Here is a 15,828-nt window from a genome sequence, read left to right as displayed (position 1 = left end):
CATTCGATGGGCGAAGCGTGATCACCGTTGAGCCTCTCTCCTTCGCCCGGTTGCCTCGGGGTCGGCCACGACCAGACCGTCGCGACCGAGGAGGTACTGCTCCACCAGGTGGTTCCAGGAGCAGCCCTGGCAGACCTCCACCACGTAGACCTGGAACTCACGGAGAGTCATCGCAAGCACCGGCAATTCGGCCAGGGTGCGCGCCTGTCCCGCGGACTGCTTGAGTTCATCGCCGTAAATGTAGTGGACGAGCGTCAGGTTTTCCCGCCGGCATATCGGACAGCGCTGCTCGGTGGGCTCGCCGTGGAAGCGAGCGGCGCTTTTCAGGTAGGGCGAGGCATCGCAGACCTCATAGGTCCCGACGCGGCCGGAATAGACGTCACGCAGGACCGCTCGCTTCTGGAGCGAGTAGTCGACGACCTGGCGCTGCGTGCGCATGCGGAAGAGGGTACTTGGTCGAGGCCCGTAGAGCGACAACGCTTACGGAGCGTGATTCCCCGGGCGCAATCAGAGGTTTGCGGAAGCCTTCGGAGTGTCTTACCGTTGACCGCAGCGATGTATCGGCGCGATACATCGCAAGGCACGAGGGAGGTTGGAGTTGCTCGAGTTCGCGATCCTCGGCCTCCTCCACGAGTCGCCGATGCACGGCTACGAGCTGCGCAAGGAGCTCGCCGCGAAGCTCGGGTCGATCCGCGCCGCGATCAGCTACGGCACGCTCTACCCCACGCTGCGCCGGCTCCAGTCGGCCGGCTACATCACGGAGGCCGACGAGACCCCGCCGACCACCGCCGAGGTTCCGGTCCTCACCAGCAAGCGCGGCCGGGTGGTCTACAAGATCACCGCAGAGGGCAAGGAGCGGTTCGCCGACCTCATCGCCCAGGCCGGGCCGGAGACCTACGACGATGCCGGCTTCGGCATCCACTTCGCTTTTTTCGCGCGCACCGACCAGGCGACCCGCCTCCGGATCCTCGAAGGCCGCCGCCGCAAGGTCGAAGAGCGCCGCGAAAGCATGCGCGACGTGCTCGCCCGCGCGGGCGAGCGCCTCGACGCGTACACCCTCGAGCTGCAGCGCCATGGTTTGGACGCCTGCGAGCGCGAGGTGCGCTGGCTGGAGGAGCTCATCGTCAACGAGCGCTCCGGCCGCGCTCCCGAGCCCCGTTCCGCGGGCTCCGGGACAGCAGAAACCAGCCCGCACGTCCAGGACGAGCGGCCGTAATAAGAAGGAGGCAAACGCGATGGGCTCCATCCGCGTCGCCATCGTCGGTGTGGGTAACTGCGCCTCGTCCCTGGTCCAGGGTGTGGAGTACTACCGCAATGCCGACCCCAACGACCGCGTCCCGGGTCTCATGCACGTCACCTTTGGCGACTACCACGTCTCCGACGTGGAGTTCGTCGCGGCGTTCGACGTGGACGCCAAGAAGGTCGGCATGGACCTCGCGGAGGCGATCGTCGCCAGCGAGAACAACACGATCAAGCTCTGTGACGTGCCGCCGACCGGCGTGCTCGTCCAGCGTGGCCCGACGTTCGACGGTCTCGGTCAGTACTACCGGGAGATCATCGAAGAGTCGGACCAGGCGCCGGTCGACGTGGCCCAGGCGCTGCGCGACGCCCGCGTCGACGTGGTGATCGCCTACCTGCCGGTCGGCTCCGAGCAGGCCGACAAGTACTACGCGCAGGCCGCGATCGACGCCGGTTGTGCGTTCGTCAACGCCCTGCCGGTGTTCATCGCGTCCGACCCGGTCTGGGCGCAGAAGTTCACCGACGCCGGTCTGCCGATCGTCGGCGACGACATCAAGAGCCAGGTTGGCGCGACCATCGTGCACCGCGCGCTGGCCAAGCTGTTCGAGGACCGCGGTGTCGAGCTGCTGCGCACGTACCAGCTCAACTTCGGCGGCAACATGGACTTCATGAACATGCTGGAGCGCACCCGGCTGGTCTCGAAGAAGATCTCGAAGACCCAGTCGGTCACGTCCCAGGTGCCGCACGAGATGGCCAAGAGCGACGTGCACATCGGCCCGTCCGACCACGTGCCGTGGCTGGACGACCGCAAGTGGGCCTACATCCGGCTGGAGGGCCGCTCGTTCGGCGACACTCCGTTGAACGCCGAGCTCAAGCTCGAGGTCTGGGACTCGCCCAACTCGGCCGGCGTGATCATCGACGCGCTGCGCGCGGCGAAGATCGCCCTCGACCGGGGCATCGGCGGTCCGATCCTGTCGGCGTCGAGCTACTTCATGAAGTCGCCGCCGGTGCAGTACGCCGACCACGACGCGCACAACGCCGTCGAGTCGTTCATCACTGGCGACATCGAGCGCTGACGCGAGCACGCCAAAAGGGCGGGAACCCCTCGGGGTTCCCGCCCTTTTTCAGATCAGTCGCGGGTTACTTGTCCCAGACGGCCTTGCCGTCCGTGCGCTTGGCCATGCGCGACATCGGCTTGGCCGCTGCCGCCGCGCTGATGCGTGCGGCGGCGGCGCCCGCGCCGGTGTCGGCGAAGACGGCGGAGAAGCCCCAGATGATGGTGAACGCGCTGATGTCGAGCAGCACGTGCGCGGCGTTGCCGCTGTTGAAGATGGAGATCACGTCGGGGGTGTCGCCGTTGACGCCGATGCCGGACACGACGTGGTTGGCGAGCGCGTTCAGCTTGGTGCTGGCCGCGTAGTTGATGACCGAGGTCGCCGGCCGCGGGGCACCGCCGGGCCACAGGGTCAGGTAGCCGTCGCCGAGGGCAGCGGTCACCGTGAGGTTGCCGTGCAGCGCGACCGCGTTGAACGCGAGGTCGCCGACGTAGACGTGGATGGTCTTGCCGGAGAGCAGCCGACCGGCCGAGTCGAAGTTGCCCGCCTGGTTGATCACGTTGGCGCGACCCTCGGCGGTGCGGGTGTTGAGCACGCGCTCCGGGAGGATCGGCACGAGCTGGGTCGCGGTGAACGAGGTGTGCACCATCTCCGGCAGGCCCGGCACGGCGAGCGTCCAGATGTTGCCGGCGCCGTCGACGCGCAACGAGCCGACCGGTGCGTCGGGCGCGATCTCGCCCGACGGGGCGAGGTTGAGGGCCGGGCCACCGGGGTTGTTGAGCGTCACCAACGGGTCGGCGGTGTTGCCGTTGTTGTTCTCGCCCTGGACGACCGGGTCACCGGGCGCGGCCTGGGCCGGAGCGGCGACAGCGGCGCTCACTGCGCCCGCGCCGACCACACCGGCAGCCACGGTGCCGGCACGACGCAGCAGGCGGCGGCGGCCCAGGGAGGAGTCAGGTGTCTCTTTGGACATGGGTGGATCCCCCGTCTATCGGCTAGGAGGGTGGAAAGACGGATGGATCATCCAAGGGCGACTTAGGGATCGCCATTGACCGATCGGTCCATCCTTTCGTCCAAAGCCGACTGATCGTGTCAAACCCAGGTGCGTTGCCAGGCGATGCCGGCCTCGAGATCCAGGAGGAAGCGCTTGGCGGGCAGCCCGCCACCGAAGCCAACCAGCTTGCCGCCGGCGCCGACGATGCGATGGCACGGCACCACGATGGCGATCGGGTTGCGGTTGCAGGCGACGCCGACCGCGCGGGCCGCACCCGCTTCGCCGACCACCGCCGCCACCTCGCCGTAGGTCTCGGTCTCGCCGTAGGCGATCGTGGTCATCCGCTGCCACACGGCCCGCTCGAACTCCGAGCCGCGCTGCACGGACAGCGGTAGGTCGAAGTCGGTGAGCTCACCGGAGAAATAGCTGGACAACTGCTCGACCGCGGCCGCCAGTGCACCGGCCGGCGGCGTGAACTCGACACCCTCGACCGCGCCGAACCTGAGCCGGCACAGGCCGACCTCGTCGGCCGACAGCGACAGCGGGCCGACCGGCGAGTCGACGACACTCCACCTCATGACAACCATTCAACCTCGCGGGTACGACATTCAGCGCCGGCGGTAGCCGACGACCAGCACACCGTCGTCCTGGGTGAGCGAGTCGCCCGCGCACGTGAGCCGGTACGACCGCCCCTCCGCCCCCTCGTCCCGGAACTTCGCCGGCGACCCGACGCGCGTGCCGTCGATGAACAACTGGCTGGTCGCGTCGTTGCCGGTGGGGGTGACAAAGATCGAACCGGGCCGCAGCTCGTAGTCGAACCGCAGCGGCCCACCGACCTCCAGCCAGATCGGGCGGCCGTCGGGCGCCTCGGCCGTGAACCTGACCCTGGTGCCGTAGTCGATCTCACCCGTCCCGTCGGCGCGCAGCCGCAGGATCGTGCCCGCGCCGCCGGTGAAGATCACCGGTTCCGGAAACGGGGGCACCTGCACCGCGTCGCGGTAGCTCCCCACGTCCCACTCACCGACCGAGCAGCGGAGCGCGGCGCGCTCGCCGGCCCGCGAGGCCTGCACCACGACGATCGCGCCGACCAGCAGGAAGAGCAGCACCGAGAGCACCACGATCGGCACGCGGTACGAACGCGGCGCGACGCCGGGGGCGCTCTGCATGCCCGTGACCGTAGCGAGCCAGGCCCTGTTTCGTAACTGGGGTCGAGGCGAGGCGGAGTTCAGGTGTTGTCTGGGTGTGCGGCGGCTTTGCCCGGATACCGGTGTTGTATCCGGGTGAAGGTGCCGTGCGGCCAGGCGGCGCCTGGGCCCGCCGCAGCCCGGCCTCAGTTACGAAACAGGGCCTACGGCCGGCCGCTGTCATTCGGGAGTGACGATGCCTTCCGCCCGTGCCCAGCGCAGGAGCTCGGCCTCCGCATCGTCGCGGTCGAGCGGGCCGTGGTCCAGCCGCAGCTCCTTGAGGTGCCGCCAGGCCCGGCCGACGACCGGCCCGGGTGGCACGCCGAGGAGCTCCATGATCGCGTTGCCGTCCAGGTCCGGACGGACCCGCGCCAGGTCCTCCTCGGCCTCGATCCGGGCGATCCGCTCCTCCAGCGCGTCGTAGTCGGAGGCCAGTTGCGCCGCCTTGCGCCGGTTGCGGGTCGTCACGTCGGAGCGGGTCAGCTTGTGCAGGCGGGACAGCAGCGGCCCGGCGTCGGTGACGTAGCGGCGCACCGCGGAGTCGGTCCACTCGCCCCGGCCGTAGCCGTAGAAGCGCAGGTGCAGCGCGACGAGCTCGACCACCTCGGCGATGACGTCCTTGGGGAAGCGCATCACCTTCATCCGCTGCTTGGTCATCCGCGCGCCGACCACCTCGTGGTGGTGGAAGCTGACCCGGCCGTCGGAGGTGACCGCCTTGGTGGCCGGCTTGCCGATGTCGTGCATCAGGGCGGCGAACCGCAGCACGAAGTCCGGACCGTCAGGACCTTCGAGGCGTACGGCGTTGGCGACCACGATCAGCGTGTGCTCGTACACGTCCTTGTGCTGGGCGTGCTCGTCGATCTCCAGCTTGAGTCCGGAGATCTCCGGGATGAACCGGTCGGCGAGCCCGGTGTCGACCAGCAGCCGCAGGCCGTAGACCGGGTCCGCACCGCAGATCAGCTTGACGAACTCGTCACGGATCCGCTCCGCGGTGATCCGGTCGAGGTCGGCGGCCATCGCGACCATCGCGGCGCGCACACCGGGGTCGACCGCGAACCGGAGCTGGGCGGCGAACCGGGCGGCCCGGAGCATGCGCAGCGGGTCGTCACCGAAGGACTGCTCCGGCGTGCCCGGCGTGCGCAGCACCTGTTCGGCCAGGTCGTCGAGGCCGCCGTGCGCGTCGGTGAAGACGTGGTCGGGGAGGCTGACCGCCATCGCGTTGACGGTGAAGTCCCGCCGGCGGAGGTCCTCGGCCAGGCTTGACCCGTACTGGACCAGCGGGTTGCGGCTGACCCCGTCGTACACGTCGGCCCGGAAGGTCGTGATCTCCAGGCGCAGCCCGTCGCGCTGGGCGCCGATCGTGCCGAAGTCCCGGCCGGTCTCCCAGGTCGCCTCCGCCCAGCCCTTGAGCACGGCGAGGGTCTGGTCGGGGTGGGCGTCGGTCGCGAAGTCGAGGTCGTTGCCGAGCCGACCGAGCAGCGCGTCACGCACTGAACCGCCGACCAGGTGGAGCTCGTGGCCGGCTTTGGCGAACCGGCGACCCAGCTCGTCGGCGACCGGCGAGACGCGGATGAGCTCCGCCACGGCGGTCTCCTGAGCCTCGCTGAGGCGGCGGGAGGAGGATGTTCCGGACATGGGACCGCCAGCCTATCTGTCTGTCCGGGGTCGCCGACGCCGTGGGGCAGGGTTCGCCAGGTTAGGGTCGGGCGTACGTCGTCACCCTCGACTGGAGGTCCCGTGAGCAGCGGCCTTTACCGCAGCGCGCACGCAGCGCACGGCGACGGCATTGTCCGGGCCGATCCGGTCGACATACCGCCGCCGGCCGGGCCACCGGCGATCGAGGAGCCATCCTCGGAGGGCGGCAGCGCCGCCGGCAACAGTGCGGTGATGGCGGTGGGCAGCCTCGTCAGCCGCGGTACGGGCTTCCTGCGCACCCTGGTCATCACGGCCGCGCTGGGCGCCGCTGTCGGCGACGCGTACACGACCGCCCAGATCCTGCCCGGCATGGTGTTCGAGTTCCTGATGGGCGGCGTGCTGACCAGCGTGTTGATCCCGGTGCTCGTCCGCCGCCGGGACACCGACCGGGACCGCGGCGAGCTCTACACCCAGCGGCTGCTGAGCCTCGTGGTCCTGGCGCTGTTCGTGGCGACCGTGCTCGCGCTGCTGGCCGCGCCCCTGCTCACGCTGCTCTACATCGGCCGTGACACGACGGACGACACCCGCGACCTGATCAACATCCTGGCCCTGCTGATGCTCCCGATGATCTTCTTCAGCGGGCTGTCAGCACTGATGAGCGCGATCCTCAACGTCCGGGGCCACTTCGCCGCCCCGATGTTCACGCCGATCCTCAACAACTTCATCGTGATCGCGTCGTTCGGGCTGTTCATCGGGCTGTACGGCGCCCGCGAGGACCTGGCCACGGGCGACATGAGCGGCACGATGATCCTGCTGGTCGGCGGCGGCACGCTGCTCGGCATCATCGTCCAGGTCGCCGGCCTCGTGCCGGCGCTGCGCAAGGTCGGCTTCCACTACCGCTGGCGCGGCCAGTGGCGCGAGCTCGGTCTGCGCGACCTGGCCAAACTCGGTGGCTGGATGTTCTGCTACGTCGCGGTCAGCCAGCTCGGCCTGATCGTCGTCGTCAAGCTGGCCAACGCGGCCAGCGCCAATGGCGATCCCGGTCCGCTGATCTACAACAACGTCTTCCTGCTGGTGATGACCGCGCACGGGATCATCGCCGTCTCGATCATCACCGCGCTGCTGCCGAGAATGAGCTCAGCTGCCGCCGAGGGCCGGTTCGGCGACTTCGCCGATGACGTTTCACGTGGAACACGCACAGTGACGGCGGTCCTGGCGCCGATCGCGGTCTGTTACGCGATGCTCTCGTACCCGATCTCCGTGGTGCTGTTCCACTACGGCGCGTTCACCAAGGACAACGCTACGGATACGGGGGTCGTCCTGACCGCCGGCGCCCTGGCCCTGGTGCCGTTCGCGATCAGCCAGCTCTTCACCTTCGCCTTCTACGCACTGCCCGACACCCGCACGCCGGCCCTGGTCAACATCCCGGTGGTCGGGCTGCGGGTGATCGTGCAGGTGGGGCTGTTCCTGGTGCTGTCCACCTCGACCGTCGCGGCCGGCCTGATGTTCGGCAACGCGGTCTCGTACGTCGCCGCCGCGGTGGTGTTCGCGATGCTGCTGCGCCGCCGGATCGGTCCGATCGGTGCCGGCCGGATCATGAAGACGTTCGGCAAGGTCCTGGTCGCGTCGGCCGGCGCGGCGCTGGTCGGCTACCTGGTGCTGCTGCTCCTGCCGAACAGCGACTCGGCGGACCGGATGATCGCGATCGCTCGGCTGTTGGTCGGCGGTTCGGCGATCTGCCTGAGCTATCTCGCCCTCGCGATGGCACTGCGGATCACCGAGGTGACCAGCGTCGTCGGCATGGTCCGGCGGCGGCTGGGGCTCGCCCGTTAGCCCTGGTCCTACACCTGGATGCGCGACTCGCCGGACAAGAATTCGTACCATTTTCGGGTTCTGAACATGTCGCTGCAAAGGCTGATTTGCTGTTGTTTTCGGTGCTCAAGGGCTCGGATCCGCCGCTGTGAACGGGGGAGCAGGGCCTGTGGAGGTGTGGTCGGTCCCAGGTAAGGTCGCTCCCGACAGATGCGCCGAGCCCCTACGCTATTGAGGTGGCACCGCCCTTCGGTTCTTCACACGGGGCACTGCGCGCTGCCCCGGGTGACTGCGAGACGGCGAGCGAGTCAGCATGACGAGCGAGAACAGCACCGAAGGAGGACCGGTGACCCAGGTCGGCGAGGGCCAGGAGGCCGAAGAGGCCACACCGCCCGTGCTGACCGTCGGTGCACCGAGGGTCGGCGAGGTCCTAGCGGACCGCTACGAGCTGGCCGAGCACATCAACGACGACGCCGCGGGCCGCCAGGTCTGGCAGGGCGTCGACGTGATCCTCCGCCGCCCGGTCGCGGTCGTGCTGCGCTATCCCGGCGGCGACTCCGCCCAGGAGATGCTCCAGGCCGCGGTCACCGCCAGCCGGGTCATCCACCCCAACCTGGCCGGTGTCTACGACGCGATCGACGAAGACACCCGGGCGTACGTGGTGCGCGAGTGGATCGACGGCGAGGCGCTCCGGCAGCTCGTGGTCGACGGGCCGCTCGACGCCGAGTGGGCGACCTCCATCGCCCACTCGGTGGCCAGCGCGGTCGCCGCGGTGCACGCGACCGGCATGGTGCACGGCAACGTCCACCCCGGCACGGTGATGGTCGGCCACGACTCCAGGGTCGTGCTCGCCGACGCCCGGGCCACCGAGGGCGACACCCCTGACACCGACGTCCGCGCGATCGGCGGCATCCTCTACTTCGCGCTGACCGGCCACTGGCCGCACGCCGAGGTCGGCCCATCCTCGCTGCCCGACGCGGTGCGCGACGGATCCGGAGCGATCGCCGCCCCGCGCATGGTGCGCGCCGGCGTGCCCGCCTACCTCGACGACCTGACCATGGACCTGCTCGACGACCGACTGGCGCTGCCGTCGGCCGACGTGCTGGCTGCCGAGCTCGACCGGCTCGACGTGGCCGCGGACGAGCCGTTCATCGTCGACGCCGGCCCGCTGCGCTTCTCCGCCGTGGAGGAGGGCCTGCCCGAGCAGCCGCCGGCCACCCGGCGCAAGTTGATGCTGGGCGTGGCGAGCCTGCTGATCGTCGCCACCGTGGGCCTGTTGCTGGGCATCCGCGTGCTGGCCGACCGCGGCGACACCGACGACGGTGCCGCACCCGGGCCGGGTGTCGCGGCGACCGCCACCAACGAGCCCTCCGGTGGGAGCACCGCCCCGGCCGCGCCGAAGGCGGTCGCGCTCACCCGCGACCAGGTCCGCATCGTCGACCCCGAGGGCGACCGCACCGAGCTCAGCGACGCCCCGCTGATGGTCGACGGCAAGCGCGACACGGCTTGGGAGAGCGACACCTACAGGAACCTGCCGTTCGGCGACAAGTCGGGCATGGGCGTGCTGATCAAGCTTGCCGAGCCGACCGATGTCAGCTCGGTGCAGGTCAACCTGTCGGCGACCGGCGCGTCGGCCGCGCTGTTCAGCGGCCAGGGCGACCCCGGCAGCACCGCCGCCGGCGACCGGAAGATCGTCTCCGACTACAAGACCCGCATCGGCGAGCCGTTCGAGAACCACGAGGCGACCACGCTGACGTTCCAGGGTTTCCCGCCGGACGTGAAGCACCAGTACCTGCTGATCTGGTTCACGAAGCTGCCGACCACCTCGGACGGTCGGATGCGGCTCGAGATCCAGGAGATCACGGTCCAGGCACGGGGCTGAGCTGGTCACGCGGAGATAGCGCCGCGACGATAAGGTGCAGCCGTGACCGCCGGCCGGCGCGACCCCGCCGACCCTGAACCCCTCGACGCACCAGACGACGAGGCGCTTCTGCGCGCCCACGTCGCGGGCGACCCGGATGCGTTCGCCGAGCTTTTCCGCCGGCACCGTGATCGACTCTGGGCGGTCGCCCTGCGCACGCTGGGCGAGCGGGAGGACGCGGCCGACGCCCTTCAGGACGCGCTGCTCTCGGCGCACCGGGCGGCACCGCGCTTTCGTGGCGACGCCGCGGTCACCACCTGGCTGCACCGGATCGTGGTCAACTCCTGCCTGGACCGGATCCGCCGGCGCCAGGCGCATCCGACCGTGCCGCTGCCCGACGGCCACGGCGATCCCGACCGGCCTGGCGGTGTCGAGCCGGCTGCCCCGGTGACCGACCATGACACCGCGCTCGTCGTCCGCCAGGCGCTGGCTCGCCTGCCCGAGGACCAGCGGGCCGCGCTGCTGCTGGTCGACGTGCAGGGCTATCCGGTGGCCGAGGCGGCCGTGCTGCTCGGGGTCGCCGAGGGCACGGTGAAGAGCCGGTGCTCGCGGGGCCGGGCCCGGTTGGCGATGCTGCTGGGGCACCTGCGACCGGGTGGCGGCGGCGCCGGCGTGCCGTCGGCCACCGCACGGAACCGGTCGACCGGCCGTGACGTCCGATCAGTGTCGGGCAGTCCGGTGCCTGACAGCAGCGGGGAGGGGGTGTCATGAGCGAGCCTGACTTCGATCTGCTGGCCGACTACATCGGCGGCGCGCTCGTCGGCACTCCCGAGCACGAACGGGTGGCGGCGTTGGTGGCCACCGATCCCGACTGGGCCCGGGAGCACGATCTGCTGCTGGCGGCGCTCGAGGCGACGGCCGATGACCTCGCCATCTTCGCGGAGCAGACCGCCGAGCCCATGCCCGACGACGTGTTGCTGCGACTGTTGGCCGCGCTGCCCGCAACGTCTCAGGCCGGGTCTGAGGCGACGTCCCCGGCCGCGCCCACGTCTCCGGCCAGTTCCGCGGCCACGGACTCCACCGAGCTGCGGTCCGCCGGGCTTCGCGCTGGGCCGGCGCGGGAGAACCGTGCGCCGGGCGGGCGGCGGCCCGAAGCCGGTCCCCGGCCCGCTAGTCGGCCCCGCGGGGGCCGGCAGCGGCCGCGTTGGCTGGCCTGGGCGGCGCCCGTGCTGGTCGCGGTGGCCGTGGCGGCGTTCGCCGGACTGTGGATCAACCAGTCGGTCGGCACCGGCACAAACTCCGCCGAGACCACAGCCGGGGCCGCCGACAGCGCGGCCCAGGCACCGAACGCGGCCGGGGGAGACGCGGCGCTCGCCATCCCGCGCTACGCCACCGGGCGCGACTACAACGGCGCCGCCGTCGGCGGCGGTCTCGCCGGCGGCTCCACACGCGCGCAGGTGTCGTCGCCGAGCCCGGGCGTGATGTCGGCACAGGGTGACCAACCGGAGCGCGCGAACGCCAAGGCCGTCGAACCCGAGTTGCTCCGGCTCGACGCGGCGGCGGCGCTGGCCGTCTGCGTCGACGCGATCGCACAGGCACACGGACAGGGGCCGATCACGGTGTCGGCCGCCGACTTCGCCTCGTACCAGGGACGCCCCGCGGTGATGGTGTTCTTCACGGACTCCGCCGGGGTCCGTTGGGGCTGGGCGGTCGGCCCCGATTGCGGACCGGGCGGCACAGACGAGCTGTTCCGCGCCCGAGTAGGCTGACCAGCAACAGCCCCGGACAGACCGGACGCGCGGCGTGAGGTTGTCCACCCACGGGAATCCTTGGCTCGTACCATGACGTTCTTCCTGGTGCGAGCAACGCCATAACTTCGGGAGACGGCAGTGGACGACGTCCGCAACTTGATCATTATCGGCTCTGGTCCGGCTGGTTACACGGCTGCGGTCTACGCCGCCCGAGCCAACCTGAACCCCCTGGTGATCGAGGGTGTGCAATCGGGTGGCGCGCTGATGACCACCACCGAGGTGGAGAACTTCCCCGGTTTCCCGGACGGCATTCTGGGCCCTGAGCTGATGGACGCCATGCGCAAGCAGGCCGAGCGGTTCGGCGCCGAGTTCCTGACCGACGACGTGACCCGGGTCGAGCTGGTCGACAGCGGGCAGCTCGGGTCCGGCGTGACCCAGGCGGTCTACGTGGGCGAGACGGTCTACCGGGCCAAGGCGGTCATCCTGTCCACCGGTTCGGCCTGGCGCCCGCTCAACGTGCCGGGCGAGCAGGAATACCTCGGCCACGGCGTCTCGTCGTGTGCCACCTGTGACGGCTTCTTCTTCCGCGGCATGGACATCGTGGTCGTCGGCGGTGGCGACTCCGCGATGGAGGAGGCGAGCTTCCTCACCCGGTTCGCCGCCAGCGTGACGATCGTCCACCGCCGCGACTCGTTCCGAGCGAGCAAGATCATGGCGCAGCGCGCGCTGACCAACCCGAAGATCAAGGTCGAGTGGAACTCGATCGTCACCGAGGTGCTCGGTGCGGACGGCAAGGTCACCGGCGTGAAGCTGCACAACGTCCACAACGGCGAGGCCAAGGAGCTCGCGGTGGCCGGCGTGTTCGTGGCGATCGGCCACGACCCCCGCAGCGAGCTGTTCCGCGGCCAGGTCGACATGGACGAGAACGGCTACGTCAAGGTGTCCGCGCCGACCACGCACACCAGCCTTCCCGGCGTGTTCGCGGCCGGCGACCTGGTCGACCACATCTACCGGCAGGCGATCACCGCTGCCGGCACCGGCACTTCGGCGGCACTCGACGCCGAGCGGTTCATCGCCGCGATCGAGGTCTGATCTTCGGCCGGGCGTGAGTCCGGACACGACATGCCGCCGGGCGTTCCCGGAAACTACATACTCGATTCAGCATTCGTTGGCCCGGAGGAGGGTTTTCAAGTGGGAGCGACCAAGTCGGTGACGGACGCCAACTTCGTCAACGATGTCCTGCAGGCGGACACGCCCGTGCTCGTTGACTTCTGGGCCGAGTGGTGCGCGCCGTGCCGCAAGGTCGAGCCGCTGCTCGAAGAGATCGCCGCGGAGATGGGCGACAAGGTTCGGATCGTCAAGCTCAACATCGACGAGAACCCGGAGACGGCACGCGCCTACCGGGTGATGTCGGTGCCGACACTCACCGTGTTCAAGGGCGGCGAGCCCGTGCAGTCGGTAGCCGGCGCCCGACCCAAGGGTGACCTTGTCAAGCTCATCGAGGCCGCGTTCTGAGCCAGGGCCTGTCCTGCCGATCAACGTGAGACGAGACGGAGTCCAGGTGTCGTCTGGTGGTGGCCCGGATTGCCGGGATACCGGTGTTGTATCTCGGTGATCCCGGGGCGCCGCTAGGCGGCGGCTGGGCCCGTCGCAGGCCGCGTTGATCGGCAGGACAGGCCCTGCTTCACACGCCCCCGCATCCACCCGGGTGCGGGGGCGTTCTTCGTCTCACGATCCTTCCGGCCCTGGCCAGGCGGCCACGATAGGCTCCGGAAGCGCGGCTTGTGTCACCCGGAGGAGGTAGTCCGTGCGTGTTGTCCGACGTGGAGACCGTGGTCCCGCGGTTACCGAGATCCGTGGCATCCTCGTCGGCCTCGGGCTGATCCCGGGCGCACACGCCACCTCGTCGGGTTCGGAGTTCGAGTCCAGCGACTTTGACGACGCCACCGAGCAGGCGGTGCGGGCCTTCCAGCAGAGCCGCGGTCTCAGCAGCGACGGCGCGGTGGGCGCGGAGACCTGGCGGGCGCTGGTCGCGGCCCGCTGGCGGCTCGGCTCGCGCACCCTCTACCAGGCCATCCCCGAGCCGCTGATCGGCGAAGACGTGCGAACCCTCCAGGAGCGACTTCTGGAGATGGGGTACGACGTCGGGCGCGCCGACTCCGTCTACGGCGCCCGCACGGCCCGCGCGGTGGCCCAGTTCCAGCGTGAGGTCGGGCTCGCACCCGACGGCGCCTGCGGACCCCAGACCATGCACGCGCTGCGCCGGCTCGGCCGCAAGGTGACCGGCGGACGCCCGCAGTGGCTGCGCGAGTCCGACGCCTTCCGGCACTCCGGCCCCAACCTGGTCGGCAAGACCGTGATCGTCGACCCGGGCCACGGCGGTCCGGACCCGGGCTTCGTCGTGCCGGAGGGCGAGCTGCGGTGGACCGAGGCGGAGCTGGCGTACGACATGGCGGCCCGCCTCGAAGGCCGGCTCGCCGCCGCCGGGATGCGGGTCCACCTGACTCGCGGCCCGGCGCCTGCTGGTGAGCTGACAGACCTCGAGCGGGCCCAGCTCGCCAACGAGCTCGGCGGCGACCTGTTCATCTCGCTGCACATCGACGGCCACGTCAACCCGGAGGCCGACGGGGTGGCGACGTACCACTACGGCACCGACCACGGCGCCGCGTCGACGGTGGGCGAGCGGCTGGCCGGTCTGGTGCAGCGCGAGATCGTCGTGCGGACCGGGCTGCGCAACTGCCAGACGCACGCCAAGACGTGGGAACTGCTGCGGCTGACCAAGATGCCGGCGGTACGGGTCGAGGTCGGCTACCTGACCTCCCCCCTCGACCGGGCGAAGCTGGTCGACCCGCGGTTCCGGGACCAGGTGGTCGAGGCGGTGGTGGCCGCGGTGCAGCGGATGTACTACCCGATCGACCAGGACGTGCCTACCGGGTCGATTGACGTCCGCGAACTCCGGGCGGCGCTGGCGGCCGGCGCTCTCTAGGCAATCGACGCCCGCTCGCCCGGGCTGGAACCCGACGATCGACGGGCGCCCGCGCGCCGCGCTGGAGGCCGGCGCACCGTAGGCGGTTGACTCCGCTCGACCGCCGTGGAACCCGACGACGGACGCCCTCAAGACCGTTGACGCTCGACCGGCCTGAACCGCGACCGTCGACGGCGCGCGCTTGCGCGACGTGGTGGCGGCTGGCGCTCCCTAGCTTCGTCGCGAGCCCGGCACGGACGGGAACTTCTGGGTTGCCGGCGAACCCCTCAGCGACGAGGACGGGGCTCTCAGGTTGTGTGCCGCGGGCCTGGCAGGGACGGGCCCCCTTGGGCCCGGCCCGGTCCCCGGCGGGAGCGACGGTCGCGCCCCCGGCGGACCCGGGACAGATTCTTGATCTTCGGCTTTAGCTTTGGCTCGCCCTTGTTGCTGGGCGGACTGGGCGGAGGATGTTTTCCGGGCTCATCGAGCCGAGGAGCTTCTCCAGGGCGTATTCGACGTCGGACTTCCACGAGAGCGCGGTGCGGAGTTCGAGGCGCAGGCGCGGATAGCGTGGATGCGGACGAACGGTCTTAAAGCCGACGGACAAGAAGAAATCGACCGGGGCCAGGCAGCCCGGCTCCTCGGGGGCGTCACCGAACTTCGCGTCGCCGAAGGCCTCGATCGCCTTTACGCCGCGTTTGACGAGGTCGCGGGCCACGCCCTGGACGAGCATGCGGCCCAGTCCGCCGCCGGCGAAGGCGGTCACCACGTGGGCGTTCATCAGCAAGGCGGCGTCGGCCGAGACCGGTGAGGTTGGGAACGCCATCGAGCGGGGCACGTAGGCCGGCGGGGCGAACATGACGAAGCCGGCCGGCATGCCGTCTACGTAGATCAGCTTGCCGCAGGAGCCCCATTCGAGGAGGGTCTGTGAGACCCAGGCCTCCTTCTCCAGGCCGGGGTCCCCGGCAGCGCAGGCGCGCTCGGCGGAGACGGGGTCTAGCTCCCAGTAGACGCATTGCCGGCATGGGCGCGGCAGGTCTTCCAGGGTGTCCAGGGTCAGGCTGACCAGACGACGTGACATTGGAACCTCGAACCGCTCGTTTGCCAGATCACGGCTTTCGGAGCACGGTGGATGTCGCGTGCCGCCCGCCTTGCCCCCAACCAGCGATCGTACGCCGGAACTGCGCAGGAGGGGAGAGGTCGGACATCGCGCGTCCGAGGGTCTGACCTGGTGGGGGGACTCGCGTTCCGCGATATGGACTGCCCTGCGGTAACCCGAAGGTGGCTCGCCGGTGCGCGGTCTACCATCAACCAACCAGCGCAGCGCCCGAA

Annotated in this window: 15 protein-coding genes; 9 read left to right on the top strand and 6 right to left on the bottom strand. The window is 70.1% G+C overall.

Annotated features, from left to right (window positions below; all coding sequences use genetic code 11):
- Positions 1–21: 21 nt before the first annotated feature.
- Positions 22–438, bottom strand: coding sequence for a DUF5318 domain-containing protein (locus tag BLV39_RS00640; RefSeq protein WP_090786003.1), 417 nt, complete (start codon positions 436–438; stop codon positions 22–24).
- A gap of 160 nt (positions 439–598) precedes the next feature.
- Here BLV39_RS00640 and BLV39_RS00635 point away from each other — a divergent pair, with 160 nt between their 5' ends.
- A complete protein-coding gene (locus tag BLV39_RS00635; RefSeq protein WP_090790983.1) occupies positions 599–1,216 on the top strand; it encodes a PadR family transcriptional regulator in 618 nt (205 codons plus the stop codon).
- A gap of 19 nt (positions 1,217–1,235) precedes the next feature.
- Entirely contained in the window at positions 1,236–2,315 is a 1,080-nt protein-coding gene (locus BLV39_RS00630) for an inositol-3-phosphate synthase (protein WP_090786001.1), read from the top strand.
- 64 nt (positions 2,316–2,379) lie between these two features.
- On the opposite strand, the gene BLV39_RS00625 is transcribed toward BLV39_RS00630, so the two are convergent.
- From BLV39_RS00625 to BLV39_RS00610, 4 genes are all read right to left on the bottom strand, one after another.
- Positions 2,380–3,267, bottom strand: a complete 888-nt coding sequence (locus tag BLV39_RS00625) for a hypothetical protein (protein ID WP_090785999.1) — start codon at positions 3,265–3,267, stop codon at positions 2,380–2,382.
- A gap of 119 nt (positions 3,268–3,386) precedes the next feature.
- Positions 3,387–3,866: a methylated-DNA--[protein]-cysteine S-methyltransferase gene (locus tag BLV39_RS00620; RefSeq protein WP_090785997.1), complete on the bottom strand. Its 480-nt coding sequence runs from the start codon at positions 3,864–3,866 to the stop codon at positions 3,387–3,389.
- Between the two features lie 30 nt (positions 3,867–3,896).
- Entirely contained in the window at positions 3,897–4,454 is a 558-nt protein-coding gene (locus tag BLV39_RS00615; protein WP_090785995.1) for a hypothetical protein, read from the bottom strand.
- 198 nt (positions 4,455–4,652) lie between these two features.
- Complete coding sequence (locus tag BLV39_RS00610) at positions 4,653–6,107, bottom strand: CCA tRNA nucleotidyltransferase (RefSeq protein WP_090785993.1); 1,455 nt, start codon at positions 6,105–6,107, stop codon at positions 4,653–4,655.
- A gap of 102 nt (positions 6,108–6,209) precedes the next feature.
- Here BLV39_RS00610 and murJ point away from each other — a divergent pair, with 102 nt between their 5' ends.
- From murJ to BLV39_RS00575, 7 genes are all read left to right on the top strand, one after another.
- Entirely contained in the window at positions 6,210–7,940 is a 1,731-nt protein-coding gene (gene murJ / locus BLV39_RS00605; protein WP_090785991.1) for a murein biosynthesis integral membrane protein MurJ, read from the top strand.
- 292 nt (positions 7,941–8,232) lie between these two features.
- Entirely contained in the window at positions 8,233–9,801 is a 1,569-nt protein-coding gene (locus tag BLV39_RS00600) for a protein kinase family protein (RefSeq protein WP_090785990.1), read from the top strand.
- A 42-nt stretch (positions 9,802–9,843) separates the two neighbouring features.
- Complete coding sequence (gene sigM / locus BLV39_RS00595) at positions 9,844–10,551, top strand: RNA polymerase sigma factor SigM (protein WP_090785988.1); 708 nt, start codon at positions 9,844–9,846, stop codon at positions 10,549–10,551.
- Positions 10,548–11,549, top strand: coding sequence for a hypothetical protein (locus tag BLV39_RS00590; RefSeq protein ID WP_090785986.1), 1,002 nt, complete (start codon positions 10,548–10,550; stop codon positions 11,547–11,549). The genes sigM and BLV39_RS00590 overlap by 4 nt, the downstream gene beginning before the upstream one ends.
- A 120-nt stretch (positions 11,550–11,669) precedes the next feature.
- Complete coding sequence (trxB, locus tag BLV39_RS00585; RefSeq protein ID WP_090785984.1) at positions 11,670–12,623, top strand: thioredoxin-disulfide reductase; 954 nt, start codon at positions 11,670–11,672, stop codon at positions 12,621–12,623.
- A gap of 99 nt (positions 12,624–12,722) precedes the next feature.
- Positions 12,723–13,046, top strand: a complete 324-nt coding sequence (gene trxA, locus BLV39_RS00580; RefSeq protein WP_090785983.1) for a thioredoxin — start codon at positions 12,723–12,725, stop codon at positions 13,044–13,046.
- Between the two features lie 292 nt (positions 13,047–13,338).
- Positions 13,339–14,517, top strand: coding sequence for an N-acetylmuramoyl-L-alanine amidase (locus tag BLV39_RS00575; protein ID WP_090785981.1), 1,179 nt, complete (start codon positions 13,339–13,341; stop codon positions 14,515–14,517).
- 403 nt (positions 14,518–14,920) lie between these two features.
- Here the strand turns inward: BLV39_RS00575 and BLV39_RS00570 are convergent, their stop codons facing one another.
- On the bottom strand, positions 14,921–15,577 hold the full coding sequence (locus BLV39_RS00570) for a GNAT family N-acetyltransferase (protein WP_090785979.1): 657 nt from the start codon (positions 15,575–15,577) through the stop codon (positions 14,921–14,923).
- Positions 15,578–15,828 lie beyond the last annotated feature (251 nt).

This window comes from Asanoa ishikariensis, from assembly GCF_900107455.1.
Lineage (GTDB): Bacteria > Actinomycetota > Actinomycetes > Mycobacteriales > Micromonosporaceae > Asanoa > Asanoa ishikariensis.
This window is presented reverse-complemented; position numbering and strand designations above follow the sequence as displayed.